Annotated in this window: 20 protein-coding genes and 1 tRNA gene; 15 read left to right on the top strand and 6 right to left on the bottom strand. The window is 56.5% G+C overall.

What is annotated here, in order from left to right; all coding sequences use genetic code 11:
- The first annotated feature begins 472 nt into the window (after nt 1–472).
- The 6 genes from rfbB to HY751_02280 all read left to right on the top strand — a co-directional run bounded on the left by rfbB (nt 473) and on the right by HY751_02280 (nt 5,388).
- Nucleotides 473–1,537, top strand: a complete 1,065-nt coding sequence (gene rfbB / locus HY751_02305; protein MBI4665223.1) for a dTDP-glucose 4,6-dehydratase — start codon at nt 473–475, stop codon at nt 1,535–1,537.
- Nucleotide 1,538: 1 nt separating this feature from the next.
- Nucleotides 1,539–2,432, top strand: a complete 894-nt coding sequence (gene rfbA / locus HY751_02300; protein ID MBI4665222.1) for a glucose-1-phosphate thymidylyltransferase RfbA — start codon at nt 1,539–1,541, stop codon at nt 2,430–2,432.
- Nucleotides 2,419–2,967 carry a dTDP-4-dehydrorhamnose 3,5-epimerase gene (gene rfbC, locus HY751_02295; GenBank protein ID MBI4665221.1) on the top strand — a complete coding sequence of 183 codons (549 nt, stop codon included), beginning with the start codon at nt 2,419–2,421 and terminating at the stop codon, nt 2,965–2,967. Before rfbA ends, rfbC begins: the two co-directional genes overlap by 14 nt.
- A gap of 27 nt (nt 2,968–2,994) precedes the next feature.
- Entirely contained in the window at nt 2,995–3,876 is an 882-nt protein-coding gene (rfbD, locus tag HY751_02290; GenBank protein ID MBI4665220.1) for a dTDP-4-dehydrorhamnose reductase, read from the top strand.
- Nucleotides 3,877–3,989: 113 nt separating this feature from the next.
- A complete protein-coding gene (locus HY751_02285; GenBank protein MBI4665219.1) occupies nt 3,990–4,301 on the top strand; it encodes a type II toxin-antitoxin system RelE/ParE family toxin in 312 nt (103 codons plus the stop codon).
- Nucleotides 4,294–5,388, top strand: coding sequence for a HigA family addiction module antidote protein (locus HY751_02280; protein MBI4665218.1), 1,095 nt, complete (start codon nt 4,294–4,296; stop codon nt 5,386–5,388). Before HY751_02285 ends, HY751_02280 begins: the two co-directional genes overlap by 8 nt.
- Nucleotides 5,389–5,418: 30 nt before the next feature.
- On the opposite strand, the gene galE is transcribed toward HY751_02280, so the two are convergent.
- Nucleotides 5,419–6,411 (bottom strand): UDP-glucose 4-epimerase GalE, encoded by a 993-nt coding sequence (gene galE / locus HY751_02275; protein MBI4665217.1) that lies wholly within the window; start codon nt 6,409–6,411, stop codon nt 5,419–5,421.
- A 210-nt stretch (nt 6,412–6,621) separates the two neighbouring features.
- Here galE and HY751_02270 point away from each other — a divergent pair, with 210 nt between their 5' ends.
- Complete coding sequence (locus HY751_02270; protein ID MBI4665216.1) at nt 6,622–8,544, top strand: polysaccharide biosynthesis protein; 1,923 nt, start codon at nt 6,622–6,624, stop codon at nt 8,542–8,544.
- 21 nt (nt 8,545–8,565) lie between these two features.
- Here HY751_02270 and HY751_02265 read toward each other — a convergent pair whose 3' ends face one another.
- A complete protein-coding gene (locus HY751_02265; protein MBI4665215.1) occupies nt 8,566–9,099 on the bottom strand; it encodes a DUF3299 domain-containing protein in 534 nt (177 codons plus the stop codon).
- A 361-nt stretch (nt 9,100–9,460) separates the two neighbouring features.
- On the opposite strand from HY751_02265, the gene HY751_02260 reads away from it, so the two are divergent.
- The 3 genes from HY751_02260 to HY751_02250 are packed head-to-tail and all read left to right on the top strand — an operon-like array spanning nt 9,461 to nt 11,874.
- Nucleotides 9,461–9,619, top strand: a complete 159-nt coding sequence (locus tag HY751_02260) for a hypothetical protein (protein ID MBI4665214.1) — start codon at nt 9,461–9,463, stop codon at nt 9,617–9,619.
- A 39-nt stretch (nt 9,620–9,658) separates the two neighbouring features.
- On the top strand, nt 9,659–11,479 hold the full coding sequence (locus HY751_02255) for a carbamoyltransferase (protein ID MBI4665213.1): 1,821 nt from the start codon (nt 9,659–9,661) through the stop codon (nt 11,477–11,479).
- Complete coding sequence (locus HY751_02250) at nt 11,479–11,874, top strand: hypothetical protein (protein MBI4665212.1); 396 nt, start codon at nt 11,479–11,481, stop codon at nt 11,872–11,874. Before HY751_02255 ends, HY751_02250 begins: the two co-directional genes overlap by 1 nt.
- A gap of 4 nt (nt 11,875–11,878) precedes the next feature.
- Here HY751_02250 and HY751_02245 read toward each other — a convergent pair whose 3' ends face one another.
- From HY751_02245 to HY751_02235, 3 genes are all read right to left on the bottom strand, one after another.
- Complete coding sequence (locus HY751_02245; GenBank protein ID MBI4665211.1) at nt 11,879–12,808, bottom strand: GDP-L-fucose synthase; 930 nt, start codon at nt 12,806–12,808, stop codon at nt 11,879–11,881.
- Between the two features lie 78 nt (nt 12,809–12,886).
- Nucleotides 12,887–14,275 (bottom strand): glycosyltransferase, encoded by a 1,389-nt coding sequence (locus tag HY751_02240; protein ID MBI4665210.1) that lies wholly within the window; start codon nt 14,273–14,275, stop codon nt 12,887–12,889.
- Nucleotides 14,276–14,344: 69 nt separating this feature from the next.
- Nucleotides 14,345–15,487: a glycosyltransferase family 39 protein gene (locus tag HY751_02235; GenBank protein ID MBI4665209.1), complete on the bottom strand. Its 1,143-nt coding sequence runs from the start codon at nt 15,485–15,487 to the stop codon at nt 14,345–14,347.
- Nucleotides 15,488–15,814: 327 nt separating this feature from the next.
- On the opposite strand from HY751_02235, the gene HY751_02230 reads away from it, so the two are divergent.
- From HY751_02230 to HY751_02215, 4 genes are all read left to right on the top strand, one after another.
- On the top strand, nt 15,815–16,960 hold the full coding sequence (locus HY751_02230) for a glycosyltransferase family 4 protein (protein ID MBI4665208.1): 1,146 nt from the start codon (nt 15,815–15,817) through the stop codon (nt 16,958–16,960).
- Nucleotides 16,961–16,962: 2 nt separating this feature from the next.
- Complete coding sequence (locus HY751_02225; protein MBI4665207.1) at nt 16,963–17,523, top strand: sugar transferase; 561 nt, start codon at nt 16,963–16,965, stop codon at nt 17,521–17,523.
- A 4-nt stretch (nt 17,524–17,527) separates the two neighbouring features.
- A complete protein-coding gene (locus HY751_02220; GenBank protein ID MBI4665206.1) occupies nt 17,528–18,511 on the top strand; it encodes an NAD-dependent epimerase/dehydratase family protein in 984 nt (327 codons plus the stop codon).
- Nucleotides 18,512–18,590: 79 nt separating this feature from the next.
- Entirely contained in the window at nt 18,591–19,829 is a 1,239-nt protein-coding gene (locus HY751_02215; protein ID MBI4665205.1) for an SGNH/GDSL hydrolase family protein, read from the top strand.
- Nucleotides 19,830–19,831: 2 nt separating this feature from the next.
- Here HY751_02215 and lpxK read toward each other — a convergent pair whose 3' ends face one another.
- Entirely contained in the window at nt 19,832–20,974 is a 1,143-nt protein-coding gene (lpxK, locus tag HY751_02210) for a tetraacyldisaccharide 4'-kinase (GenBank protein ID MBI4665204.1), read from the bottom strand.
- 331 nt (nt 20,975–21,305) lie between these two features.
- On the opposite strand from lpxK, the gene HY751_02205 reads away from it, so the two are divergent.
- A tRNA-Asn gene (locus HY751_02205) sits at nt 21,306–21,381 on the top strand.
- Nucleotides 21,382–21,452: the final 71 nt, after the last annotated feature.

Raw genomic sequence — 21,452 nt, 5'->3', positions numbered from 1 at the left:
TACGTAGAATATATGGGCGCCTTTCGTAGAACATCTGGCGCCCCAAGCCCTTTCAACGCATTAAATAAGCTTGCGTTACGGCTGTCTAAACATCTAAAAGCATTAAAAGATTTAAAAGTAAGATAAAAGAAAGATAAAACACTTCAAACCGGAACCGGTGATGACCCAATGTTTCATTGGGAAGGAAAAGAGCGGAATTGCAGGGAAATAACCGGACTATGCTCCAAACGCCATTCCAGGCTGTAACCATGGAAAGGTGCACATAGTTTCTACTTATACCCCTAACAAAGAAAATAGCCCGCGATAAATCAGGATTTTGATAACGGAACTTGAAAAGTTACATTAGGATTTTATAGGGCATGTCCAATTTGCTGGCAAAATGGCTGGCATAAGGCTTGATTTTGGCGGTTCACTAAACCATATTGTATCGAGCCGGAAAAAACATAACCATGGAGCCCAGCAGAGCGGAATAATGAAAACGGTTCTTGTGACTGGAGGAGCCGGGTTTATTGGCGGCAACTTTTCAATAGCCCTCACTCCGGGCGGCCAGTACCGCGTTGTGAATCTGGACGCGCTAACCTACGCCGGGCATCTGGAAACCCTCAAGCCGCTGGAAAAAAATCCCAACCACATTTTCATCCATGGCGACATCCGGGACCGGGCGCTGGTGAAAACGCTACTGACGGAACACGCTCCGGATCACATTGTAAATTTCGCCGCCGAGTCCCATGTGGACAGATCCATAGATTCCCCCGGAGACTTCATATCAACCAACGTAAACGGCATGTTCGAGCTATTAGAGGCGGTGAGGGGTTATTATTCCACGCTATCGGGAGCTAAAAGGGACGGGTTCAAGTTTGTCCATGTGTCCACGGACGAGGTTTACGGCTCCCTGGGGCCCGGCGATGAGCGGTTCACCGAGAAAACCCCTTATGCCCCCAATTCCCCTTACGCCGCCTCCAAGGCCGCTTCGGACCATTTGGCGCGGGCGTATCATCACACTTACGGCCTGCCGGTGAACATCACCAATTGCTCAAATAACTATGGCCCGTACCAGTTTCCCGAAAAGCTCATCCCGCTCCTGATAAGCAAGGCCCGCAGGGGCGAGCCCATGCCGGTATATGGGGACGGGCAGAACGTGCGGGACTGGCTGTACGTGAAAGACCATTGCGAAGCCATAAGGCTTGTGATGGAAAAGGGCCGGGCAGGGGAGACATACAACATCGGCGGCGGGGCGGAGATGAAGAACATGGACGTTGTGAAGATGATATGCGCCATCATGGACGAGCTTTTCCCGCAATCGCCCCACAGGCCTCACGAAAAGCTGATAACCTTCGTTCAGGACAGGCCCGGTCATGACCGCCGTTACGCCATAAACGCCGGAAAGATAGAAAAAGAGCTGGGCTGGCGCCCGTCGGAAACCTTTCCCGCCGGTCTGCGGAAAACCGTACAATGGTATCTCGATAACGAGGAATGGGTGGCCGCGGTGACCAGGGAAACATATAAAGGCGAGCGGCTGGGCGTAAGCGGAAAATAAAATGATCACAAAAGGCATTATCCTGGCAGGGGGCACGGGCACAAGGCTTTTCCCCCTCACCATAAGCGTGAGCAAACAGCTCATGCCGGTTTACGACAAGCCGCTTATTTACTATCCGCTCAGCGTGCTGATGCTGGGCGGCATAAACGACATCCTCATAATCACCACGCCGGGGGACCGGCCGCAGTTCGAGCGCCAGCTGAAAGACGGCTCCCAATGGGGTATCCGCATAAGCTACGCCACCCAGGAAAAACCGGAGGGAATAGCCCAGGCGTTCCTTATAGGAAAAGATTTCCTGGCGGGGGAAGGGTGTTGCCTGATATTGGGTGACAACATTTTCTACGGTGACGGGCTGGCGGACATGATGAAACGGGCCGCATCGCGGGAGCGGGGCTCCACGGTGTTCGGCTATTGGGTGAACGAGCCCCAGCGGTATGGGGTCATAGAGTTCGACGCCAAAGGCCGCGCCGTGGGCATAGAGGAAAAACCGGCCAAGCCCAAATCGAACTTCGTGGTGACGGGGCTGTATTTTTACGACAACGGCGTGGTGGAAACCGCCGAGGGGTTGAAACCGTCGGCCCGGGGGGAGCTGGAGATAACGGATTTAAACCGCGTTTACCTTGAGCGCGGCGAGCTTACTGTGGAGAAGATGGGCCGGGGCCAGGCGTGGTTTGACACGGGCACCCACGACGCTTTACTGGACGCGGCCAATTTCGTGGACACCATAGAGAAACGGCAGGGGCTTAAAATATGCTGTCCCGAGGAGATAGCCTTCAACCGGGGCCTCATCAGCGCCGATGATCTTACGGCCATAGGCGAATCCATGAACAACAACGGGTACGGCAGGTATCTTCTGGGGTTGTTACAGCAAAGGTGGCCCGGTGAAGATTCTTGAGGCGGGGCTGGACGGGATAAAAATTTTCGAGCCGGACGTTTTTGGCGACAGCCGGGGATTCTTCATGGAAACCTGGCAGGAGCAAAGATACACCGCCGCCGGGGCCATCGGCCATTTCGTGCAGGACAACGTGGCCTTCTCCAAACGGGGCGTCCTGCGCGGGCTCCACTATCAATTCCCCAACCCCCAGGCAAAGCTGGTTTACGCCCTTTACGGCGAAGTGTTCGACGTGGCGGTGGACATACGGAAAGGCTCGCCCACCTTCGGCAAATGGGCGTCCGTGATTTTATCGGCGGAAAACCGGCGGCAGGTTTATATACCCCCCGGTTTCGCCCACGGATATTATGTGTTAAGCAAGCGGGCGCTGGTGGCCTACAAATGCGACGACTATTACAGCTCCCGGGCCGAGCATTCCATTTTCTGGAACGATGGAGACATAGGCGTTCAATGGCCGTCGCAAAACCCCGTGGTGTCGGAGAAAGACGCCAAGGCGCCCAGGCTGGCGCAGTTGGACAAAAGCCATCTGCCTGAATAACACCAGGCATTGCGGGAAGGGCGGTTCATGAAGATCCTTCTTACGGGCAAGAACGGCCAGACAGGCTGGGAGCTTCAGCGGACACTGTCAACGCTGGGTGAAGTGGCCGCGCCAGACAGGTATGACCTGGACCTGGTGGATCCCGGCGCCATCGCCGCCGCTATCGGCTCGATGAAACCCGACATCATAGTGAACGCCGCCGCCTACACCGCCGTGGACCGCGCGGAGGCCGAGCCTGAAAAGGCGCGGATGATAAACGCCATCGCCCCGACCCTCATGGCGCAGGAGGCGAGGAAGGCCGGCTCGGCGATAATCCATTACTCCACCGATTACGTGTTCGACGGCGAAACCTTAGAAATCCCGTACACCGAAGAGGCCGCCACCGCTCCGCTTAATGTGTATGGGCACACCAAGCTGGAAGGGGACATGGGGGTGATGGCCTCCGGGGCGCCATACCTGATATTAAGGACGGCGTGGGTGTATTCGGCCATGGCGCGCCCAAATTTTCTTGCGTCGGTAATGAACCGTGCAAGGCAGGGTGGCGAAATCAGGATGGTGGCGGACCAGACCGGCTCCCCCACGTGGGCGCGGGTTGTGGCCGAGGCCACGGCGCAGATAATTTCAAAACTATCCGGCCCCAAGGGGGTTTCGTTCGAGGGTTTTGAGGGCGTTTACAACGTGGCGTGCAAGGGGAACGTAACCCGCTTTCAACAGGCCCGGGCCATTATCAAACGGATGAAACTGGATGCGCCTGTGGACGTTATTCCCATCAAGACCGCTGAATACCCCTTACCCGCCCGGCGGCCCGCCCATTCGGCGCTGTCGGTGGAGAAGGTGGAAAAAACCTTCGGGCTTTGCATGCCCCAATGGGAACAGTCGCTGGGGCTGTGCATGGAGGAGGCGCGATAGCTGGAATAGGCCCCGCCTGGCCCGGAATGTAATTAAAAAAAACGTTAACGGTATCCGTATATGATTTATCTTGATATGTAACCGCGGTGGATATACACTTTAATAGCCGGAAGATGAGGAAGATATGTTCTTCCGAGCGGGAGTCAATCAGATCACTTGGAGATACGCGCGCTAAAAAACTGAAATTGCGGCTTGTTCAATTACAGGCGGCGGAAAATCTGGCTGAAATGAGGTTGTTACCGGCGGCAAGATTGCATTCTTTGAAGGGTGAAATGGAAGGTAAATTTGCCGTTGACCTTAATCATCCATTTCGTCTGGTTTTTGAGTCCGCGCATAATCCAGCGCCCACATTGCCTGACGTTTCACCGGATTATAGGAAAATAACGAAAATCAGCATTTTGGATATAGTGGATTACCATGGTTGAGACATCCCCGAATTATGAGCCTGATTACGCCGTACCGCCAGGCGAGACGCTGGGTGAGACCCTTGAGGCCATTGGTATGTCACAGGCGGAACTGGCCCAGCGCATGGGGCGGCCAAAAAAGACGATTAACGGCATAATAATGGGGACTACGGCCATAACGCCGGAAACCTCCATTCAGCTTGAGCGGGTTCTTGGGATACCTTGCGGGTTTTGGACAAATCTGGAGCGGAATTACCAGGACGCCATCGCCAAAAACAACGAGCGTTCCGCGCTGGGAAAGGAAACCGGTTTTTTGAATGATGTCCCATACCGCGAATTAGCGCAACGCGGATGGATTGCGGATTATCGTAATCCTGTTGAGAAGCTCCAGGAAATCATGGATTTTTTTGGTGTGGCCTCGCCCAAGGAATGCGTTGAAATATGGAACAGGCCGGAAATAGCTTTTCGCCACTCACAAGCGTTTAAAAGTGATAGATGGGCGCTTGCGGCATGGCTTCGTAAAGGCCAGTTGGAGGCGCAAACAACAAACGTTCCAGACTTCGATGGGGGTTCTTTTAAGGGGGTTCTTCGTGAAATAAGGGGTTTAACTAAAGAAAAGGCCTGGAAGTTCGAGCCCGCTTTAAAGGAATATTGCGCTAACAATGGCGTGGTGCTGGCTCTGGTTCAGGAATTAAAGAACACCAGGGTTCACGGCGCGACGCATTGGTTTGCCGGGAAACCGGTTATCCAGCTTACTTTGCGTTATAAAACGGATGATCAATTCTGGTTTTCTTTCTTTCATGAGGCTGGGCATATATTGCTACATGGAAGAAAGGAAATATTTGTTGAGAAAAATATCGGGGGATCTTTGGAAAAAGAAGAAAAAGAGGCCAATCTTTTCGCTTCTAATTTGTTAATCCCCAAAGCGTATTATGAACCATTCAAAAGAAAAGGGCTTTTTACCAGAAAAGGAATAATGGAGTTTTCATCCGGAATGGGTATAGCTCCAGGGATAGTGGTGGGAAGGTTACAACATGATGGATTAATCCCCTATAGATCAAACTTGAATTATCTGAAGAAAACATTTGAATGGGCCTGCAATGGGTAAACTACCACCGCAGACGAAGGTTTCACCGCTTTAAAAACTTCCAACCTGTTTCTTATGCCACTCGTACGCTGTTTTAACTATGGCTTCAAGCTCCGCGTATCGCGGTTTCCAGCCTAGCGTTTCCAGCGCCCTGGCCGATGAGGCCACCAGCGCCGGAGGGTCTCCCGCCCGTCTGGGCCCCTCAATGACCGGCACGGATTTCCCGCCAACTTTCTCCACCATGGCTACCACCTCCCGCACGGAATAGCCGGTTCCCGAGCCAAGGTTGAACGCGGAGGGCGCGCCGCCGTTTAACAAATGCTCCATGGCTTTTAGATGCGCGTCTGCCAGGTCCATAACATGCACATAATCCCTGACGCAGGTTCCGTCGGGGGTTGGATAGTCCGCGCCGAACACGGTTACCGGCCCGCGCCGGCCCAGGGCGGCCTGGATGGCCAGCGGGATAAGATGGGTTTCCGGGTCGTGGTTTTCACCAAGCCTTCCTTCCGGGTCGGCCCCGGCGGCGTTGAAATAGCGCAGGAACACCGGTTTAAGGCCGTATGCGCTGGAAAAATCCTCCGCCATCCGTTCAAACGCCAGCTTGGAGAAACCGTATGGGCTTATGGGGGCCTTGGGGTGGGTTTCCGTCAAAGGCGTCCGCTCCGGATTTCCATACACGGCGCAGGTGGAGGAAAACACAAGGTTTGAAACGCCGTTGCGCCTCATGGCGTCCAGCAGGGCCAGGCCGTTGACCACGTTGTTGCGGTAATACTTGGCCGGGTCCGTGACAGACTCACCCACGTAAGCGCTGGCCGCAAAATGCATCACCGCCGATATGGAGCGCGTCTTGAATACGCTGTCCAGCAGGGCTCCGTCCCCCACGTCGCCCACCACAAGCCTTTGCCCCAGCGCCGATTCCTTGTGTCCGGTGGAAAGGTTGTCGAGGATTACAGTCTCCCATCCGTTTTCCCGCAGATAAAGGGCGCAATGGCTCCCTATATATCCGGCCCCGCCGGTGACAAGAACGGTTCCCTTAACGGTCATTTTTCCCGGTTACCAGTTTGATTTGAAACGCTCCGTGGCCCGCGCCACGCCAGAGCATTATATATTCGCCGGGCCGCCCGGCGGGGGGCATTTTACGGGGGAACGGCAAAGATGTTACAATTTCAACCTCAAGCGTGTGACAACCACTATTTAACGCAGGCGGCGGCGGGCCCATAAAGAAGGGGCCCCCGGCGGCCGATAAAGGAAATAATGAAGGCCCGAATAGCCATAAGGAACCCGCACACTTACATAGTGCTGGCCACCGACGCGGCGTTGATATTCGTCGCGTACTGGCTGGCCTACTGGCTCCGGTTCGAGACCGGCGCCGGGGAGGTTAACGATTTCTTCTGGAGGACCGCTCCGGCCGTCATTGCGCTCAAACTGGTGGTTTTCGCCTTTTACGGGCTGGAGTCGGGCATGTGGAGGTACACAAGCCTTGTGGACCTTATAAACCTTGTCAAGGCGGTGGCGGTAAGCTTCGCCACTATCATGGTGGGGCTGTTCTTCTGGTACTACTCCTCGGCGGCCGGCATGGTATCCCGCTCGGTTTTCATAATAGATTCCATAAACACCCTGGCGCTGGTGGGCCTGTTCCGGGTGTCCATCCGGCTTTACTACAGCCGCGGGCTGGGGATGAAAACACTGCTTAACGCCTTGCGCCCGTCCCGCGCCGGTAAACGTGAAGGGGGGATGCCCGCTGTCATATACGGCGCCAACGAACGGGGCGAGCTATTATTGCGCGGTATGACCGGCGGCGAATGGGCCGGCCGGTACGACCTTGTGGGGATAATAGACGACAACCAGCAATTCTCCGGCTCGTCCATCCACGGTTACACGGTACTCGGCTCCATGGATAATTTCGAGGACATTGTGACCCGGCTCGGCGTGCGGGAGCTATTGGTGGCCTCCCAGCTGTCCGGCGAGAAGCTGGAGGAGATGAACACCGCCTGCAGGGCGCATAACGTGACCATGCGCGTTATCCCCGCCTATCTGGACGGGGAGCATGGCAAGATTGACGTGTCGCATCTGCGCAACATACAGATCGAGGACCTGCTCAACCGGGAGCCTGTGAGCATAGATTTTTCACGGGTGGAGGGGCTTTTGAAAGGCAAACGGGTGCTTATAACCGGGGCCGGGGGCTCCATAGGCGCCCAGCTGGCCCGGCAGATAGCAGAGTTCGGCCCGTCCAAACTGGCGCTGGTGGACGTTTGCGAGAATTACCTGTACCACCTCGGCGTGAACATGAACGGTTTCACCGGCTCGATGCCCATAAGCTACCATTGCGCCGACGTGGCGGACAGCGCCAGGATGGACATGGTTTTCGCCGAGGAGCGGCCCCAGTTCGTGTTCCACGCCGCCGCGCACAAGCATGTGCCCCTTATGGAAATGAACAAGGGCGAGGCCGTGCGGAACAACGTGGGCGGCATCGTGGCGCTTTCGGCCCTGGCGGAGAAATACGGGGTGGAGCGGTTCGTGCTCATCTCCACGGACAAGGCGGTGGACCCTTCCAACGCCATGGGCGCCACCAAAAGGATGTGCGAGCTTTACATAAAAAGCCGGTCGAGGAACGCCAAGACCATTTACATGGCCGTGCGGTTCGGAAACGTCCTTGGAAGCAACGGGTCGGTGGTGCCGCTGTTCCTGAAGCAGATAGAGGACATGGGGCCGGTTACCGTAACCCACCCGGACGTGGAGCGTTATTTTATGACTATCCCCGAGGCGGTGCTGTTGATATTGCAGACTGGCGCCATGGGCGGCCAGGGGGGGCTTTTCCTGCTGGACATGGGCGAACCGGTGAAGATAGCCGACCTGGCGAAGAAAATGATAAGGCTGGCCGGATTCGAGCCCGGGCGGGACATAGAAATCAAGTACACCGGCCTGCGCCCCGGCGAGAAGCTCCAGGAGTTCCTAAACGGGGATGGGGAGACGCTGGGCGCCACCGCCCACCCGAAAATAAGGACCGTGGTTGGCGGGGACGAGGCGTTGGACGGCGTCGAGGAGCTGGCCCGTTGGGCGGTGGACAACTGCCTGGAGGACGGCGAAGGGGTGTACCACCAGATATTGAAACGCCTCAAAAGCCCGGCCCAGAGCCTTGCGGGCAACATGGTGGAGCTAAAGGCCGTCAGGAGATAATCCGCCCTGAATGGCTATTGGTTATTCCGCCGATGTTGCCCGGAGCCGGTATAAAATCCCGTCTGTCATGTCGCTGTCGAAACTGAAAATCCCTTCCACGGTCACCGGCTCCTGTTTATAGGCCACGGGATTGGCCGTCTCCACGTAAACCATGTTGGCCGGGGTTCCCGGGACACAAAAGAAACAGGTGGGCGGCGTTCGCGCCAGGATGAATTTGCGCAGTTGCGTTCCCGGCTCCAGCGGAGTTATGAAACCCGTGACGCGGGCGCTCTTCCCATTAAGGGTTAATACCTCCGGCTGGGCCTCCACGCTGAATAACCTGTTCTTGTCCGTGATGTAGTTAATATCCACCTTCTCAAGTGTCGTCCAGGGAACGGAACCGGGGGTTTCCTCCAGGTGACGGACTCCTGTCACCGCCTGATGCTGTTTTACGATTTCGGGGGATATGGACAGGAGCAACGCCACTATACCCCCAATGGCAAGCAGGCTCCGCCCGCTTAATGGAGGGCCCCCATCTTTCAGGAAAAGGCGCTTTAACCAGCCAGCCAGGCTCATTTTTTTAACGCCTGGGCTGAGGCCGCATTATGTGTGTATTTTAAAACCATTAAACCATTTTACCATTCCCGGCGCTGGCTGTTTGCCCCCGGCATGGGCAGGTGGTGTCCCAGTTTGAAAGCGCAGGGGAGATTCTTCACTTACGCTCAGAATGACAAGATAAAAGCCGTTGATAACATTGTCATCCTGAGCGAAGCGCAAGCGGAATGAAGGATCTGTCAATTATTTGAGATTCAAACTGGGACACTACCCATGGGCAGAAAAATTTGAATTGAGGGTGGTTGATGGGGTAAAATCCCACCTCAACTTGTGTCCGCAGTGGCGGGCGCGGGAGCGAACTATATCAAATAGCGGTGATTACATGTCCAAGTCTTCAGTGTTGGGAGAGTTCTGGGATTTCCTTAAAGTCAGGAAAAAATTCTGGCTGGGGCCCATAATTCTTATTCTGCTGGCCCTCGGGGCGCTCATCGTGTTCACGGAAGGTTCCGCTTTGGCGCCTTTCATATACACGTTGTTCTAGAAGCCACCGGGCGGTTCCTTTTAATTGGGAGAATAAGCCATTTACATACTGGGGATATCCGCGTTCTATCACGACTCCGCCGCGGCGCTGTTGAAAGACGGCCAGATAGTGGCCGCCGCCCAGGAGGAACGTTTCACGCGGAAAAAGCACGACGCCGACTATCCGGAGCACGCGGTGCGGTTCTGTCTGGAGAAGGCGGGCATCACCGTGGCCGACCTCGGGGCCGTGGCTTTCTATGACAAACCCTGGATAAAGTTCGAGCGCATCCTTGAGACCTACCTGGCTTACGCTCCGCAGGGGATCACCACGTTCTTCAAGGCCATCCCCCTGTGGCTGAAGGAAAAGCTGTGGATGCGGGACCACCTCCGCGAAAAGCTGGGATACGAGGGGAAGATAATATTCCCGGAGCATCACGAGTCCCACGCGGGCTCGGCCTTCTACCCGTCGCCCTTTGAAGAGGCGGCCATTTTGACCGTGGACGGGGTGGGGGAGTGGGCCACCACCTCGCTGGGCGTGGGCAGGGGTAACGGCCTGGAGTTGCTCTACGAAATGCATTTCCCCCATTCGCTGGGGCTTTTATATTCGGCGTTCACCTACTACACCGGGTTCAAGGTGAATTCCGGCGAGTACAAGGTGATGGGCCTGGCCCCTTATGGAGAGCCGAAATATGTGGATCTCATCTACAAGCATTTAATAGACCTCAAGGAAGACGGCTCCTTCAAGCTGGACATGGGCTATTTCAACTACGGCGCCGGGCTTACCATGACATCGGAAAAATTCCACGCCCTGTTCGGCGGCCCGCCCAGAAAACCGGAGACCCGGCTTTCCCAGAAAGAGATGGACCTGGCCCGGTCGGTGCAAGTGGTGACCGAGGAGGCCATGTTGCGCATGGGCCGCCATGCCCGGAAGGTGACCGGCCTTTCCAGGCTTTGCCTGGCCGGGGGTGTGGCTTTGAACTGCGTGGCCAACGGGAAACTGCTGGCCGAGAAGGTTTTTGACGAGATATGGGTACAGCCCGCCGCCGGAGACGCCGGAGGGGCCTTGGGAGCGGCGCTGTTCGCCTGGCACAAGGTGGAAGGCCAACCCAGGAAGGCCGACGGCAAACGGGACGTTCAGAGGGGCTCTTACCTTGGCCCCCATTATTCCGACGAGGAAATCGGAAAATACTTGGAGGAAAGCGGCGCCCCGTTCACAAAATATTCCAGCGAGGACGAATTGACCACGGCCGTGGCCAAACTTGTCGCCTCGGAAAAGGTCATAGGCTGGTTCTACGGGCCCATGGAGTTCGGCCCGCGCGCCCTGGGGGCCCGGAGCATCATCGGCGACGCGCGCTCCCCGGAGATGCAGTCGGTGATGAACCTGAAGATAAAATTCCGCGAATCGTTCCGCCCCTTCGCCCCGTCGGTATTGCGGGAGCGGGTGGCGGATTATTTCGATTATGACGCCGAGAGCCCTTACATGCTCATGGTGGCCCCGGTGCGGAACGATCACCGCAAGGCCATGACCGCCGAGCAGGAACAGCTTTTCGGCATAGAGAAGCTCAACGTCCCCCGGTCGGACATACCGGCCATAACCCACGTGGACTATTCTGCCCGGCTCCAGACCGTGGACAGGGAGCGCAACGGCGCATATTACGAGCTGATAAAGAAATTCGAGCGGATCACCGGTTGCCCGGTGATAATCAACACCTCCTTCAACGTGCGGGGCGAACCCATCGTTTGCAGGCCCGCCGAGGCCTACAAGTGTTTCATGCGCACCAACATGGATTACCTGGTGCTGGGCAACTATGTGCTGGACAAGACCCAACAGCCCGCCCTTGAGGGGGACACCGACTGGCAAAAGGAGTTCGAGCTGGACTAATGGCCATAGGCGAGAGCGTAAAAGAAGTACGAACAACCTGGACAGGTTTCACCGTCATCTTCGGCGTCATCGGCGGGATTTTGTGGTGGCGCGGGCGGGCGGCCTATCCTTATTTCCTAGGCGCGTCGGCGTTCTTCGCCTTCTTCGCGGCTTTCGCCCCCATGGCGCTTCTGCCCTTCTACCGGCTTTGGATAAAGTTCGCCGCGGCTCTGGCGTGGTTTAACACGCGGCTGTTGCTGGCCATCGTGTTTTATTTGATCATCACCCCCACGGGGCTTATCATGCGCGCCCTGGGCAAGGACCCCATGGACAGGCGAATAGACAAGAGCGCCGCCACCTACTGGAAGAAGCGGGAGCCGAATACCGACCTTGCCAGTTACGAGAAGCAGTACTGACCTGTCAGACGTATTTGCTGGCCAAAAACCAGCGGTAGGCGCTTTCCAGCCCTTCCTCCAGGCTTATTCCCGCGTTCCAGCCGTATTCGCCCAACCGGGAGACATCCAGCCTTTTGCGGGGCGTGCCGTCGGGTTTTGAAGGGTCAAACTTCACCTCCCCCTCATACCCCACAACACTGCATATCAGCCGAGCCAGCTCGGCGATGGTAACATCCACGCCAGTGCCGATGTTCACCATTTCCGTAATCCCTTTTTGCATTACGAAAAGGCAGGCTGAGGCCATGTCGTCGGCGTGCAGGAACTCCCGGGTGGGGGTTCCGGTGCCCCATACGACTATTTCCGGCGCTTTGGCTTTTTTCGCCTCGTGCACCCGGCGCAGAAGGGCGGGCAGGACGTGGGCGTTGTGTATGTCGAAATTATCGTTCGGCCCGTACAGGTTCGTGGGCATGACGGACACAAAGCTTGCGCCGTACTGGGCGTTATAAGCCTCGCACATTTTTATTCCGGCTATCTTGGCCACGGCGTAGGGCTCGTTGGTGGGCTCCAGCGGGCCGGTGAGCAGGTGTTCCTCCTTCATAGGCTGGGGGCAATGGCGCGGGTAGATGCAGGAGCTACCCAAAAACATCAGCCGTTGCGTTCCGGCGCGCCAGGCGGCGTCTATCACGTTGGTCTGGATGATCAGGTTGTTGTAGATGAACTCGGCCCGGTACGTGTTGTTGGCCATGATGCCCCCCACCCGCGCCGCCGCCAGAAAAACATATTCCGGCTTTTCAGACTTGAAAAACTCCCGCACGGAACGCTGGTCCTCAAGGTCGAGCTGGCCCCTGTCCCGCTGAAGAAGGTTGGAGTAACCGTTTTTTTCAAGAGCGCGGCAAATGGCCGACCCCGCCAGCCCCTTGTGTCCGGCCACAAATATTTTCGATGTTTTTTCCACGGTATTTAACGATCCCCGAAAGGCGCCCCAACAGGGCGCGACAGGGGCATTTTATAGCAACCGGCGGTTTTCTGGAACCTATATGAACTTTATACGGCTCATTGCGAAGGCAACCATGCGCAGAAGCAGGGCGCCGTGGCTCCAGCGGTTTATGTTGGTCTCGCCGTAAAGGCGGGCGCGGTATCGCACGGGCAGGTCCACAATCTTCATGTTGGCCTTGGCGGCGCCGAATATCAGGTCAAAATCGCCAAAGGGGTCGAAATCGCCGAAATAGCTCCGGTTGGCGGCGATGTTCTCGTAATCGCTTTTTCGCAGAACCTTCGTGCCGCACAGCGTGTCTTTTACCGGCTGGCCCAAAAGCCACGAGAAGGCCAGGCTGAAGAACTTGTTGCCCAGCAGGTTCAGGAACCGCATGGCCTGGTCTTCCATGGGATAGACTAAACGTACACCATTGACGAACTCCCCCTTGCCGGAGGTTATCACCTCCAGGAACCGGGGCAGGTCTTCCGGCGGCACGGTAAGGTCCGCGTCCAGGATCATCAGCACGTCGCCTGTGGCCGCTGTAAAACCCTCCCGCACGGCGTTGCCTTTGCCCTTGCCGGTCTGTTTTAACAGCTTCACGCGCATTCCGGGGTGGTTATTAATCTCCCGTTCGATGGCTGAATAGGTGTCGTCTTTGGAATGGCCCTCAACGAAGATAAGCTCGGTTCCCGCGCCCATTTGCGGCACGCGCCTGAAAATGTCCGGAACGTTCCCCGCCTCGTTACGCGCGGGAACCAATACGGACACCACTGGTTTTTGAGATGGCCCAAAACCCACCGGACGCGCCACGATGAAATTGGTGAGCGCCAGATGTCTTAATGGCCACAGTTTTACAAGGTAGCGGTTGCACATGGTTGTCACGGCGGGAATATCAAGGGGTAGCATCACCTCGCCGAAACTGCGGATCATCTCCAAATCCGTGAGCGACAAAAGGTTCGCCACATCCTCCACGGTAAGCCAGTTCTGCGTAAGGTTCGGCGTGGAGAGCCCCAGCCGTTTGGTGAATGACAGCGGCGCCTCCCACAGCTTGCTGTAGAGGTTCATCACAACCCTCGTGCGGGGCGAACAAAGCTTCCGGACGCGCTCCAGGGCCTGTTGCGCGTCCCACAGGTCGTTAAGCAGGTCGGACAGGATGATGAAATCGAACTCCCCGGCCATATCCAAATCGTGCGCGTCGGCGTTGATGAATTCCAGCTGTGGATGCCTCTGGCGGGCCGCCAGGATTGTTTCCGCTGAAAAATCCACCCCCACGCCTTTGCCGGGCTTTAACGCCGCCAGAAGGTCGCCCCGGCCGCATCCCATCTCCAGCACCCGGCTTCCCTGGGGGATGATGAACCGGTAAACCCCGGCCAGCCTTTTATGGTACGCGGCGCTGTGGCGTTTGTATTGGTCCAGATCCGGCGCCAGCGAGTCCCAATGCTCCATCCGCTTGCGGGTATATTCGTCCCGGGCGGGGTCTAGATAAACTGATGCCGGCATATCAACAACGCTCCATTAAACGCCGCGTTTCCCAACGGTGATTATTCCAATCCATTCGGCGCCGTAGGCCGAGAACAGCGCCACAAGGGTAATAATGTAGCACGTGAACCGGGGGTCGTAATCGCTGAAAGTGAGGGCCAGTATGGCGCTTTGAACGGCGATGACGCCCATTACAAGCAACCTGTCGCGGGTGAAGACCGTAATATAACTCCTGACGGCCCCGGCGGCGGCGAGAATGTAGAACACCGGCAGGACCGTGAGCAGGAAAGCGTTGTGGGCGGGAGTGTAGCCGCTCCGGGTAAAGATGTAGGCGGTGTAGAGCCGGGTGGCGAAAAGCTTGAGAGTGTCCTTGGGATAGGCGGTGAAATAGGTGAACGAATCTTCTATCACGTTCTTTTTTTCCCATTGGAACGGGGGCATTTCAATTTTGTCCAGCCCCCACACAAGATAACCGCCGGTGAGGTTGTCCATCACCTGTATATGGTCCGTGGCTTTCTGGAACTCCGTCATCAGGAAGGGGGAGGCCGCGATGGCCGCCGCAATACAGGCCGAGTAGATGGCTATTTGAACCTTCCGGGACAAATATGACAGCAGATAAACAAGAAACACCGGGAATATGAACACCCCGTTGGGCCGGAGCGCGGCGGTGAACAGGCAGGCTGGGGCCGCCAGCCATATCCATCGCCCGTTTTCGCCGAAACGGACCAGCGCCCATACGGATATGATGACGAACGAAATGAACAGCGAGTCGGTAAGCGCATACTGGATCCAGTATATGGCGTAATGGTTCAGCGAGAAGAACAGAGCCGACAGCGCCCCGGCAGTCTCGGAGAACACCCGCGCCCCGGTTCCATAAACGCATAGAAAGGCGATGAGGGAAATAAAGGTCTGGACCGCGATGGCGGCTATTTTGAACGATTCCCCTTCAGGCGCCAGTATTTTCATAAACGCCAGGTAAGCCACGAACCCGGAATAATTCTGGTCGCGCCCAACTATTGCGCCGTGGGCCAGAAGGTAATCCGCCGAGTCTATATACCTGGGCGTGTCGCCGCTCATGATGATGGGGGAGCGGAGGAACCAGGCGTTGTGGGCGATAAATATTACCGCCGCCAGCAAAAGGATAACGCGGTTATGGTTGGAACGGGGCAAACTGGGCATCAAAACGCCTTAGCGGTTAAATGTTGCGAAAACAGGCGCCTCGCGCCATCCTCGAGCAAGTATGGTAGCCGTGAGCCATGCAGGTGTCAATTTCGGGTGGTGTCCCAGTTTGAATCTCAAATAACAGACAGATCCTTCACTTCGCTTGCGCTTCGCTCAGGATGACAATGTTATCAACGGCTGTTATATTGTCATTCTGAGCGTAAGTGAAGAATCTCCCCTGTACTTTCAAACTGGGACACTACCCAATTTCGGGGCATATTGCCTTATACCCGCCGAAATGACAAAATCTCCCATTACGGCCATTATCAAACTCATAATAACCGGATGACGAAGCGAAAAATCCTGTTTTTTATCACCGAGGACTGGTACTTCCACTCCCACAGGCTGGCTTTGGCCAGGGCCGCGCGGGACGCGGGATACGAGGTTACCGTGGCTACGGCGGTGAACCGCCACGGCGATAAGATTGCCGCAGAAGGGTTTTCGCTTGCACCGCTGAGCCTGTCCCGCCGGTCGCTGAACCCATTCTCCGAGGCAATGGCGATTGCGGAAATAGTGGCTATCTATAAACGGGTGAAGCCCCATGTGGCCCATCACGTGGCGTTAAAACCGGTGGTCTATGGCTCCATCGCCGCGTCTTTGGCCGGTGTGCCGGTCACGGTGAACGCGCTGGCGGGGCTTGGGCATATTTTTGTGGCCCAGGGGTTCAAAGCGTCGGTCACCCGGACCGCCATAAAAACCGTACTGCGGCTGGCCATGGGACGCAAAAAATCCTGCGCGATTTTCCAGAACCCGGACGACATGAACACGTTCGTTAGCGGGAAAATCGTTACGCCAAGCCAAGCGGAACTGATAATGGGCTCCGGAGTGGATACGGACGTTTTCACCCCCCCGGGCAAGGAGCCTTCCGGCGCGCCGGTGGTTCTATTGTCTTCCAGAATGCTTGCCACTAAAGGGGTTTATGATTTCGTGGAGGCGGCGCGGATATTAAAGTCCCGCGGGGCCGCCGTCCGCATGGCCCTGGCTGGGTCTCCGGATGAACATAATCCATCATCCATAGCTCCGAGCCAGCTGGCTGAGTGGAACGATGAAGGCGTGGTGGAATATTGGGGCCAGCGGGACGACATGCCGGATACCTTGAAGAAAGCGTCCATAGTGGCCCTGCCCTCCTTTTACGGCGAAGGGGTGCCAAAATCACTCATCGAGGCGGCTTCGGCGGCCCGGCCCATCGTGGCTTACAACATAGCCGGGTGCCGCGAGATAACCCGGCATGGCGAGAACGGCCTGCTGGTCCCGTTGCGGGATGTAAACGCCCTGGCCGGAGCCATAGAAAAACTGTCAACCGATCCGGCCTTGCGGCGCAAAATGGGCGACGCCGGGCGGGCGGCCGTTATAGAAAAGTTCTCTGAAAAGATCGTGACGCAAAAAACACTGGCCCTTTACGAACGCAAACTGGCCGGGGCGGGACTGTGACGCTGAAGAGAGTATTCGACCTGGCGTTGGCGCTGGCGTTGGCCCCACTGTTGGCGGTGATAATGGTTTTTGTGGCGCTGGCCGTTAAAATAACATCGCCAGGCCCCGTGCTTTATTTTTCCGAGCGGGTGGGGCGCCACAGGAAGCATTTTCCCATGGCCAAAGTGCGTAGCATGAAGATAGACACGCCGCAGGTGGCCACCCATCTTCTGGCCGATCCGCATAACCACCTTACCCCCATCGGAGGGTTTCTGCGCAAAACAAGCCTGGACGAAATCCCCCAGCTTTGGAACATCATAAAGGGGGACATGAGCTTCGTTGGCCCCCGCCCGGCGCTTTTCAACCAGGACGACCTGGTGGCCCTGCGGGAAAAATATGGCATAAACGATTTGAGGCCCGGCCTTACCGGATGGGCGCAGGTGAACGGGCGGGACGAGCTTTCCATCCCCGACAAGGTGGAGATGGACCTTTATTACAAGGAGCGCCAGTCGTTCCCGCTGGACATATACATACTGTTCCTGACGTTTATCAAGGCCATTACCGGCCATGGGGTGAAACACTGAACCCATGAAAGTTCTGGTGACGGGGGCTTCCGGTTTTGTTGGCAGGCGGCTGGTTCCACGGCTTCTTCTGGAAGGGCACGAGGCGGTTTGCGCCTTGCGGTCGGCCAAGGGCGGCAAAGGGCTTCCAGAGGGCGTTAAAACGGTTATAACCGGGGAGTTGGAGGCGAGCGCGGATTTGCCGGGCGCTCTTGCCGGGGTGGATACGGTTATCCATCTGGCGGGCCGGGCCCACGTAATGCATGACAAGGCCCAAAATCCGGCCACGGAATATTACCGGGTGAATGTGGAAGCTTCCCGTGTTCTGGGTGAGCGGGCCGTGGAGGCGGGGGTGAAAAGGATAGTTTTCGCCAGTTCCGTAAAAGCCATGGGTGAACGAACCTTAGAAATCCCGTACACCGAAACATCGGTCTGCGCGCCGGAGGACGATTACGGCAAAACCAAGCTTGAGGCGGAGAACGTTTTAAAAGGGATATGCGCGCGCGGTGGCGTGGAGCTTGTCATCCTCCGGTTCCCGCTGGTTTACGGGCCCGGCGTGAAGGGGAACATGGCCGCGCTGGTGAAAGCCGCGCGAAAGGGGATTCCGTTGCCACTTGGCGCCGCCACGAACTTGCGGAGCCTGATATTCGTGGACAACCTGGTGGACGCTATTATTGCATGTTCAAAAAATCCATCTGCCGCCAGCGGGATTTTTCTTGTGAGCGACGGGGAGGATATTTCCACTTCGCGCCTGTACAGGCTTATCGGCGAGGCTATGGATAAGAGATTGAGGATTCCAGCCGTGCCATTAGGTTTGATGAAAACTTTGGGACAGGCAGGGGACATGGCTGGCGCGCTGATGGGGCGAAAAATGCCCATCACCAGCGGCGCGGTGGAAAAGCTGTTCGGCTCCCTTCGTGTGGATAGTTCTAAAATCAGGGTCGCGCTAGGCTGGACGCCGCCCTATTCCGTGGAGGAGGGCATGCGGGCCATGGTGGAGGGCTCCCGTTGAATTGCGGACGGCGGCGGGATATGATTTACCCGTTTATGGGTTGTTATCCCGTTAATCCCAAACATTAGGCGTGGTTTAAATGTCTTTCATAAAAAACCTGCTGTTCACCGTTGCCACTATCCTTATATTCGCCCTGCTATACCTGGGGGCCATCGAAATGTTCCTGCGGATGAACGAGCGGAAAATGGCTCATCATCTGTACAACTGGCGCTCCTTCCATGTGGCGGACGGGAACACCGGCTGGAGTATGGAACCTTACGCGGCGGGATACGTGGAGACATGGAACGGGCTTATCCACACATCCATAAACTCCATGGGCGCGCGGGACAGGGAATACGCGGCGCAGAAAGGGCCGGACACGCGGGTCCTGTTTCTTGGGGACTCTTTCCTGTACGACAACGCCTACAACTTCGAGGAGATGTACAAGAGCGTAACCGAGTTCCGCCTGCGCCGGGCCGGGTACGAGGCGGAGATTGTGAACGCCGGAACCAACGGGTACGGGACCGACCAGGAGCTTCTTTTCTACCAGAGCAAGGGAAAGGCGCTGAAACCGGACATAACCGTCCTGCACATCTACGTTGGGAACGACATCCGGGACAACGCCGCGGGCCTGTTCGCCGAAATGATGAGAGCCCCCACCGAAAAACCCTATTTCACGCTTAACGAGGGGAAGACGGATATTATTCTGAAAAATCATCCGTATAAAGGGCCGCTGGCCAAATCTTTCGTGGACCCGTATAACGACCCGATGAGGATAAACGGATACGAACCGTTCCGGTTCATGTGCTTAAGGTCGCTATTGCTCCACGAGGTGAAGCTTAACCTTTTGTGGGAATACCGGCTTGCGCCGCTGTTCGGTTTGGCGCATAAGGAGGACGAGGGGAAGAGCGACGCTTTCGACAAGGCTTATGGGCCGTTGTGGACGAAAACGCCGTCGGACAAATGGAAAGAGGCTTTCCTGCTGACGCATCTGATAATCAAAAAACTTAAGGCCGAAGTGGAGAAAGACGGCGGCAAGTTCGGCGTGGTGATAATCCCCAAACGGGAGGCTTTGGAGCCCCAGGCCGCCGGGCCGAACCAGCCTTATTACCTGTCGGTGGAGGACGACCTGGAGCCGTTCCTGCGAAACGAGAAGATACCTTACATGCGGCTGTACCATCCCTTCAGCCAGGTGAACGGCAAATACGCCGTACTATATGAAGGTGGCGTGCATTGGAACGGCGCCGGGCACGCGGTGGCGGCCCATGCGGTTTCAAACTGGCTCGCGGAAACCTTTCCCATAAAAAAGGGCGCGGCGACCGACTGGAAGTTCGACTGATGTTACCCGGCGCCGGTGGCTCCTTTTAAAGCCCCCGCCAGCGCGGCGTTCAATTCGCTTTCACCCCGGGTTATCCGCAGGCCATACTCCGCATAGCAAACCGGCATGCTGGCCAACGCGCCCATAAACCTTATCAGGCGCACGGCGTCTTTCTCCGTGGTCACGATGAACTCCGCCTCCATATCCGCCGCGGCTTTGCGGATTAGCTCTATATCGCCCACCTGGTACTTGTGATGGTCCGGGAAGGTAATAAACTCCGAAACCTTTACCCCGGTTTTTTCCAGCGACATCTTGAACCTTTCCGGGGCGCCCACGCCGCAAAACGCCAGCGCCGGGCCGTTGACGTTTACGCTTTGCTGACCGTTAAGGCTTTTGAATCCGGCTATGGAGCCCAAAGCTACGGCCACAGGTTTGCCGGGGGCGAGACTTCTAACTTCATCCACAGCTTGGGAGATAATGGTCTCCGGCGCGCCGTCCGGCGCTGTGATCACAATAATGCCGGCTCTGTTTATTCCATCCAGAGGCTCCCGAAGGGTTCCCCTTGGGAAAACGAAGTTGGACGCCAGCGGGGTGAAAGCGTCGTGCGCGAGGATGTCCAGATCCCGCGCTATGGAGCGGCGCTGGAATCCGTCATCCAGTATTATCGTGTCCACCCCGTATTTTTCGGCCATTTTCCGCGCTCCGTAAAGCCTGTTGGGCGCGCAGGCCACCACAACGCCCGGAAGCCTGCGGGCCAGCATGTACGGCTCGTCGGCGGAAATGGGCGGAGGTTCGCCTAAAATCCCCTCGGGCCCGCCCACCATGTAAAACGGGCCGGGGGCGCTACCGCCATAGCCTCTGGAGAGGATACCGGTTTTATGACCGGATAGTTTGCGGCAAATAAGCTCCACCAGCGGCGTTTTACCCGAGCCGCCCATGGTGATGTTGCCCACGCTGATCACCGCCGAGGGGGCGCGGCCTGTTTTAAGGGTTCCCTTATCGTACAAACGGTTTCGCGCCGTCATGGTGGAGCCGTAAAGGGTGGAGAGCGCCATAAGCGGCTTATGCCAGCGTCCGGCAGACTCGGCGCCGCGCATGATGGCTTCCAGCCGGTTTCTTAGAAGTTGGAGTTTTTGGGTGATCTCGTTTTCCATGGCGGAAAGCATACCATGGGGCGCCGGGTGGTGGAAATGGCGGGGGAACCTTTTTAGCGGGCGGCGCTGGAAGGCGAAAAAGCGCTGTATTTTTCAGGGAGTTGGCATGAGGCGGATTGCTTTTTACAGCTGGGGTAGTGTCCCAGTTTGAAAGTACAGGGGAGATTCTTCACTTACGCTCAGAATGACAATATAAAAGCCGTTGATAACATTGTCATCCTGGGCGAAGCGCAAGCGAAGTGAAGGATCTGTCTATTATTTGAGATTCAAACTGGGACACCACCCCATTAAAATACGTTTTGACATTGAAGGGTGGATTTGATTAAATTTTAGGTTCGTGTTTTCCCCGGTAGCTCAGTCGGTAGAGCGGGTGGCTGTTAACCACCATGTCGGCGGTTCGAGTCCGTCCCGGGGAGCCATTCTTATTATGTTGACGCTAAATGCGTTGCAGGTGGCGTCCGTTGCGCTCCGCAGAAACTGCTCTGGCAAT

Source organism: Nitrospinota bacterium, from assembly GCA_016208975.1.
Lineage (GTDB): Bacteria > Nitrospinota_A > UBA7883 > UBA7883 > JACRLM01 > JACQXA01.
Note: the sequence above shows the minus strand (reverse complement) of the source record. Positions and strands in the feature narration are given on the sequence as shown.

What these genes read in the sequence shown, in the direction of transcription:
- HY751_02250 (MBI4665212.1), top strand. Translation starts at nt 11,479, where the DNA reads ATGGCCATAGGCGAGAGCGTAAAAGAAGTACGAACAACCTGGACAGGT.
- HY751_02265 (MBI4665215.1), bottom strand. Translation starts at nt 9,099, where the DNA reads ATGAGCCTGGCTGGCTGGTTAAAGCGCCTTTTCCTGAAAGATGGGGGC.
- rfbA (MBI4665222.1), top strand. Translation starts at nt 1,539, where the DNA reads ATGATCACAAAAGGCATTATCCTGGCAGGGGGCACGGGCACAAGGCTT.
- HY751_02220 (MBI4665206.1), top strand. Translation starts at nt 17,528, where the DNA reads ATGAAAGTTCTGGTGACGGGGGCTTCCGGTTTTGTTGGCAGGCGGCTG.
- rfbD (MBI4665220.1), top strand. Translation starts at nt 2,995, where the DNA reads ATGAAGATCCTTCTTACGGGCAAGAACGGCCAGACAGGCTGGGAGCTT.
- HY751_02240 (MBI4665210.1), bottom strand. Translation starts at nt 14,275, where the DNA reads ATGGAGCATTGGGACTCGCTGGCGCCGGATCTGGACCAATACAAACGC.
- HY751_02230 (MBI4665208.1), top strand. Translation starts at nt 15,815, where the DNA reads ATGACGAAGCGAAAAATCCTGTTTTTTATCACCGAGGACTGGTACTTC.
- HY751_02270 (MBI4665216.1), top strand. Translation starts at nt 6,622, where the DNA reads ATGAAGGCCCGAATAGCCATAAGGAACCCGCACACTTACATAGTGCTG.
- HY751_02235 (MBI4665209.1), bottom strand. Translation starts at nt 15,487, where the DNA reads ATGCCCAGTTTGCCCCGTTCCAACCATAACCGCGTTATCCTTTTGCTG.
- HY751_02260 (MBI4665214.1), top strand. Translation starts at nt 9,461, where the DNA reads ATGTCCAAGTCTTCAGTGTTGGGAGAGTTCTGGGATTTCCTTAAAGTC.
- rfbB (MBI4665223.1), top strand. Translation starts at nt 473, where the DNA reads ATGAAAACGGTTCTTGTGACTGGAGGAGCCGGGTTTATTGGCGGCAAC.
- lpxK (MBI4665204.1), bottom strand. Translation starts at nt 20,974, where the DNA reads ATGCTTTCCGCCATGGAAAACGAGATCACCCAAAAACTCCAACTTCTA.
- HY751_02280 (MBI4665218.1), top strand. Translation starts at nt 4,294, where the DNA reads ATGGTTGAGACATCCCCGAATTATGAGCCTGATTACGCCGTACCGCCA.
- galE (MBI4665217.1), bottom strand. Translation starts at nt 6,411, where the DNA reads ATGACCGTTAAGGGAACCGTTCTTGTCACCGGCGGGGCCGGATATATA.
- HY751_02215 (MBI4665205.1), top strand. Translation starts at nt 18,591, where the DNA reads ATGTCTTTCATAAAAAACCTGCTGTTCACCGTTGCCACTATCCTTATA.
- HY751_02285 (MBI4665219.1), top strand. Translation starts at nt 3,990, where the DNA reads ATGAGGAAGATATGTTCTTCCGAGCGGGAGTCAATCAGATCACTTGGA.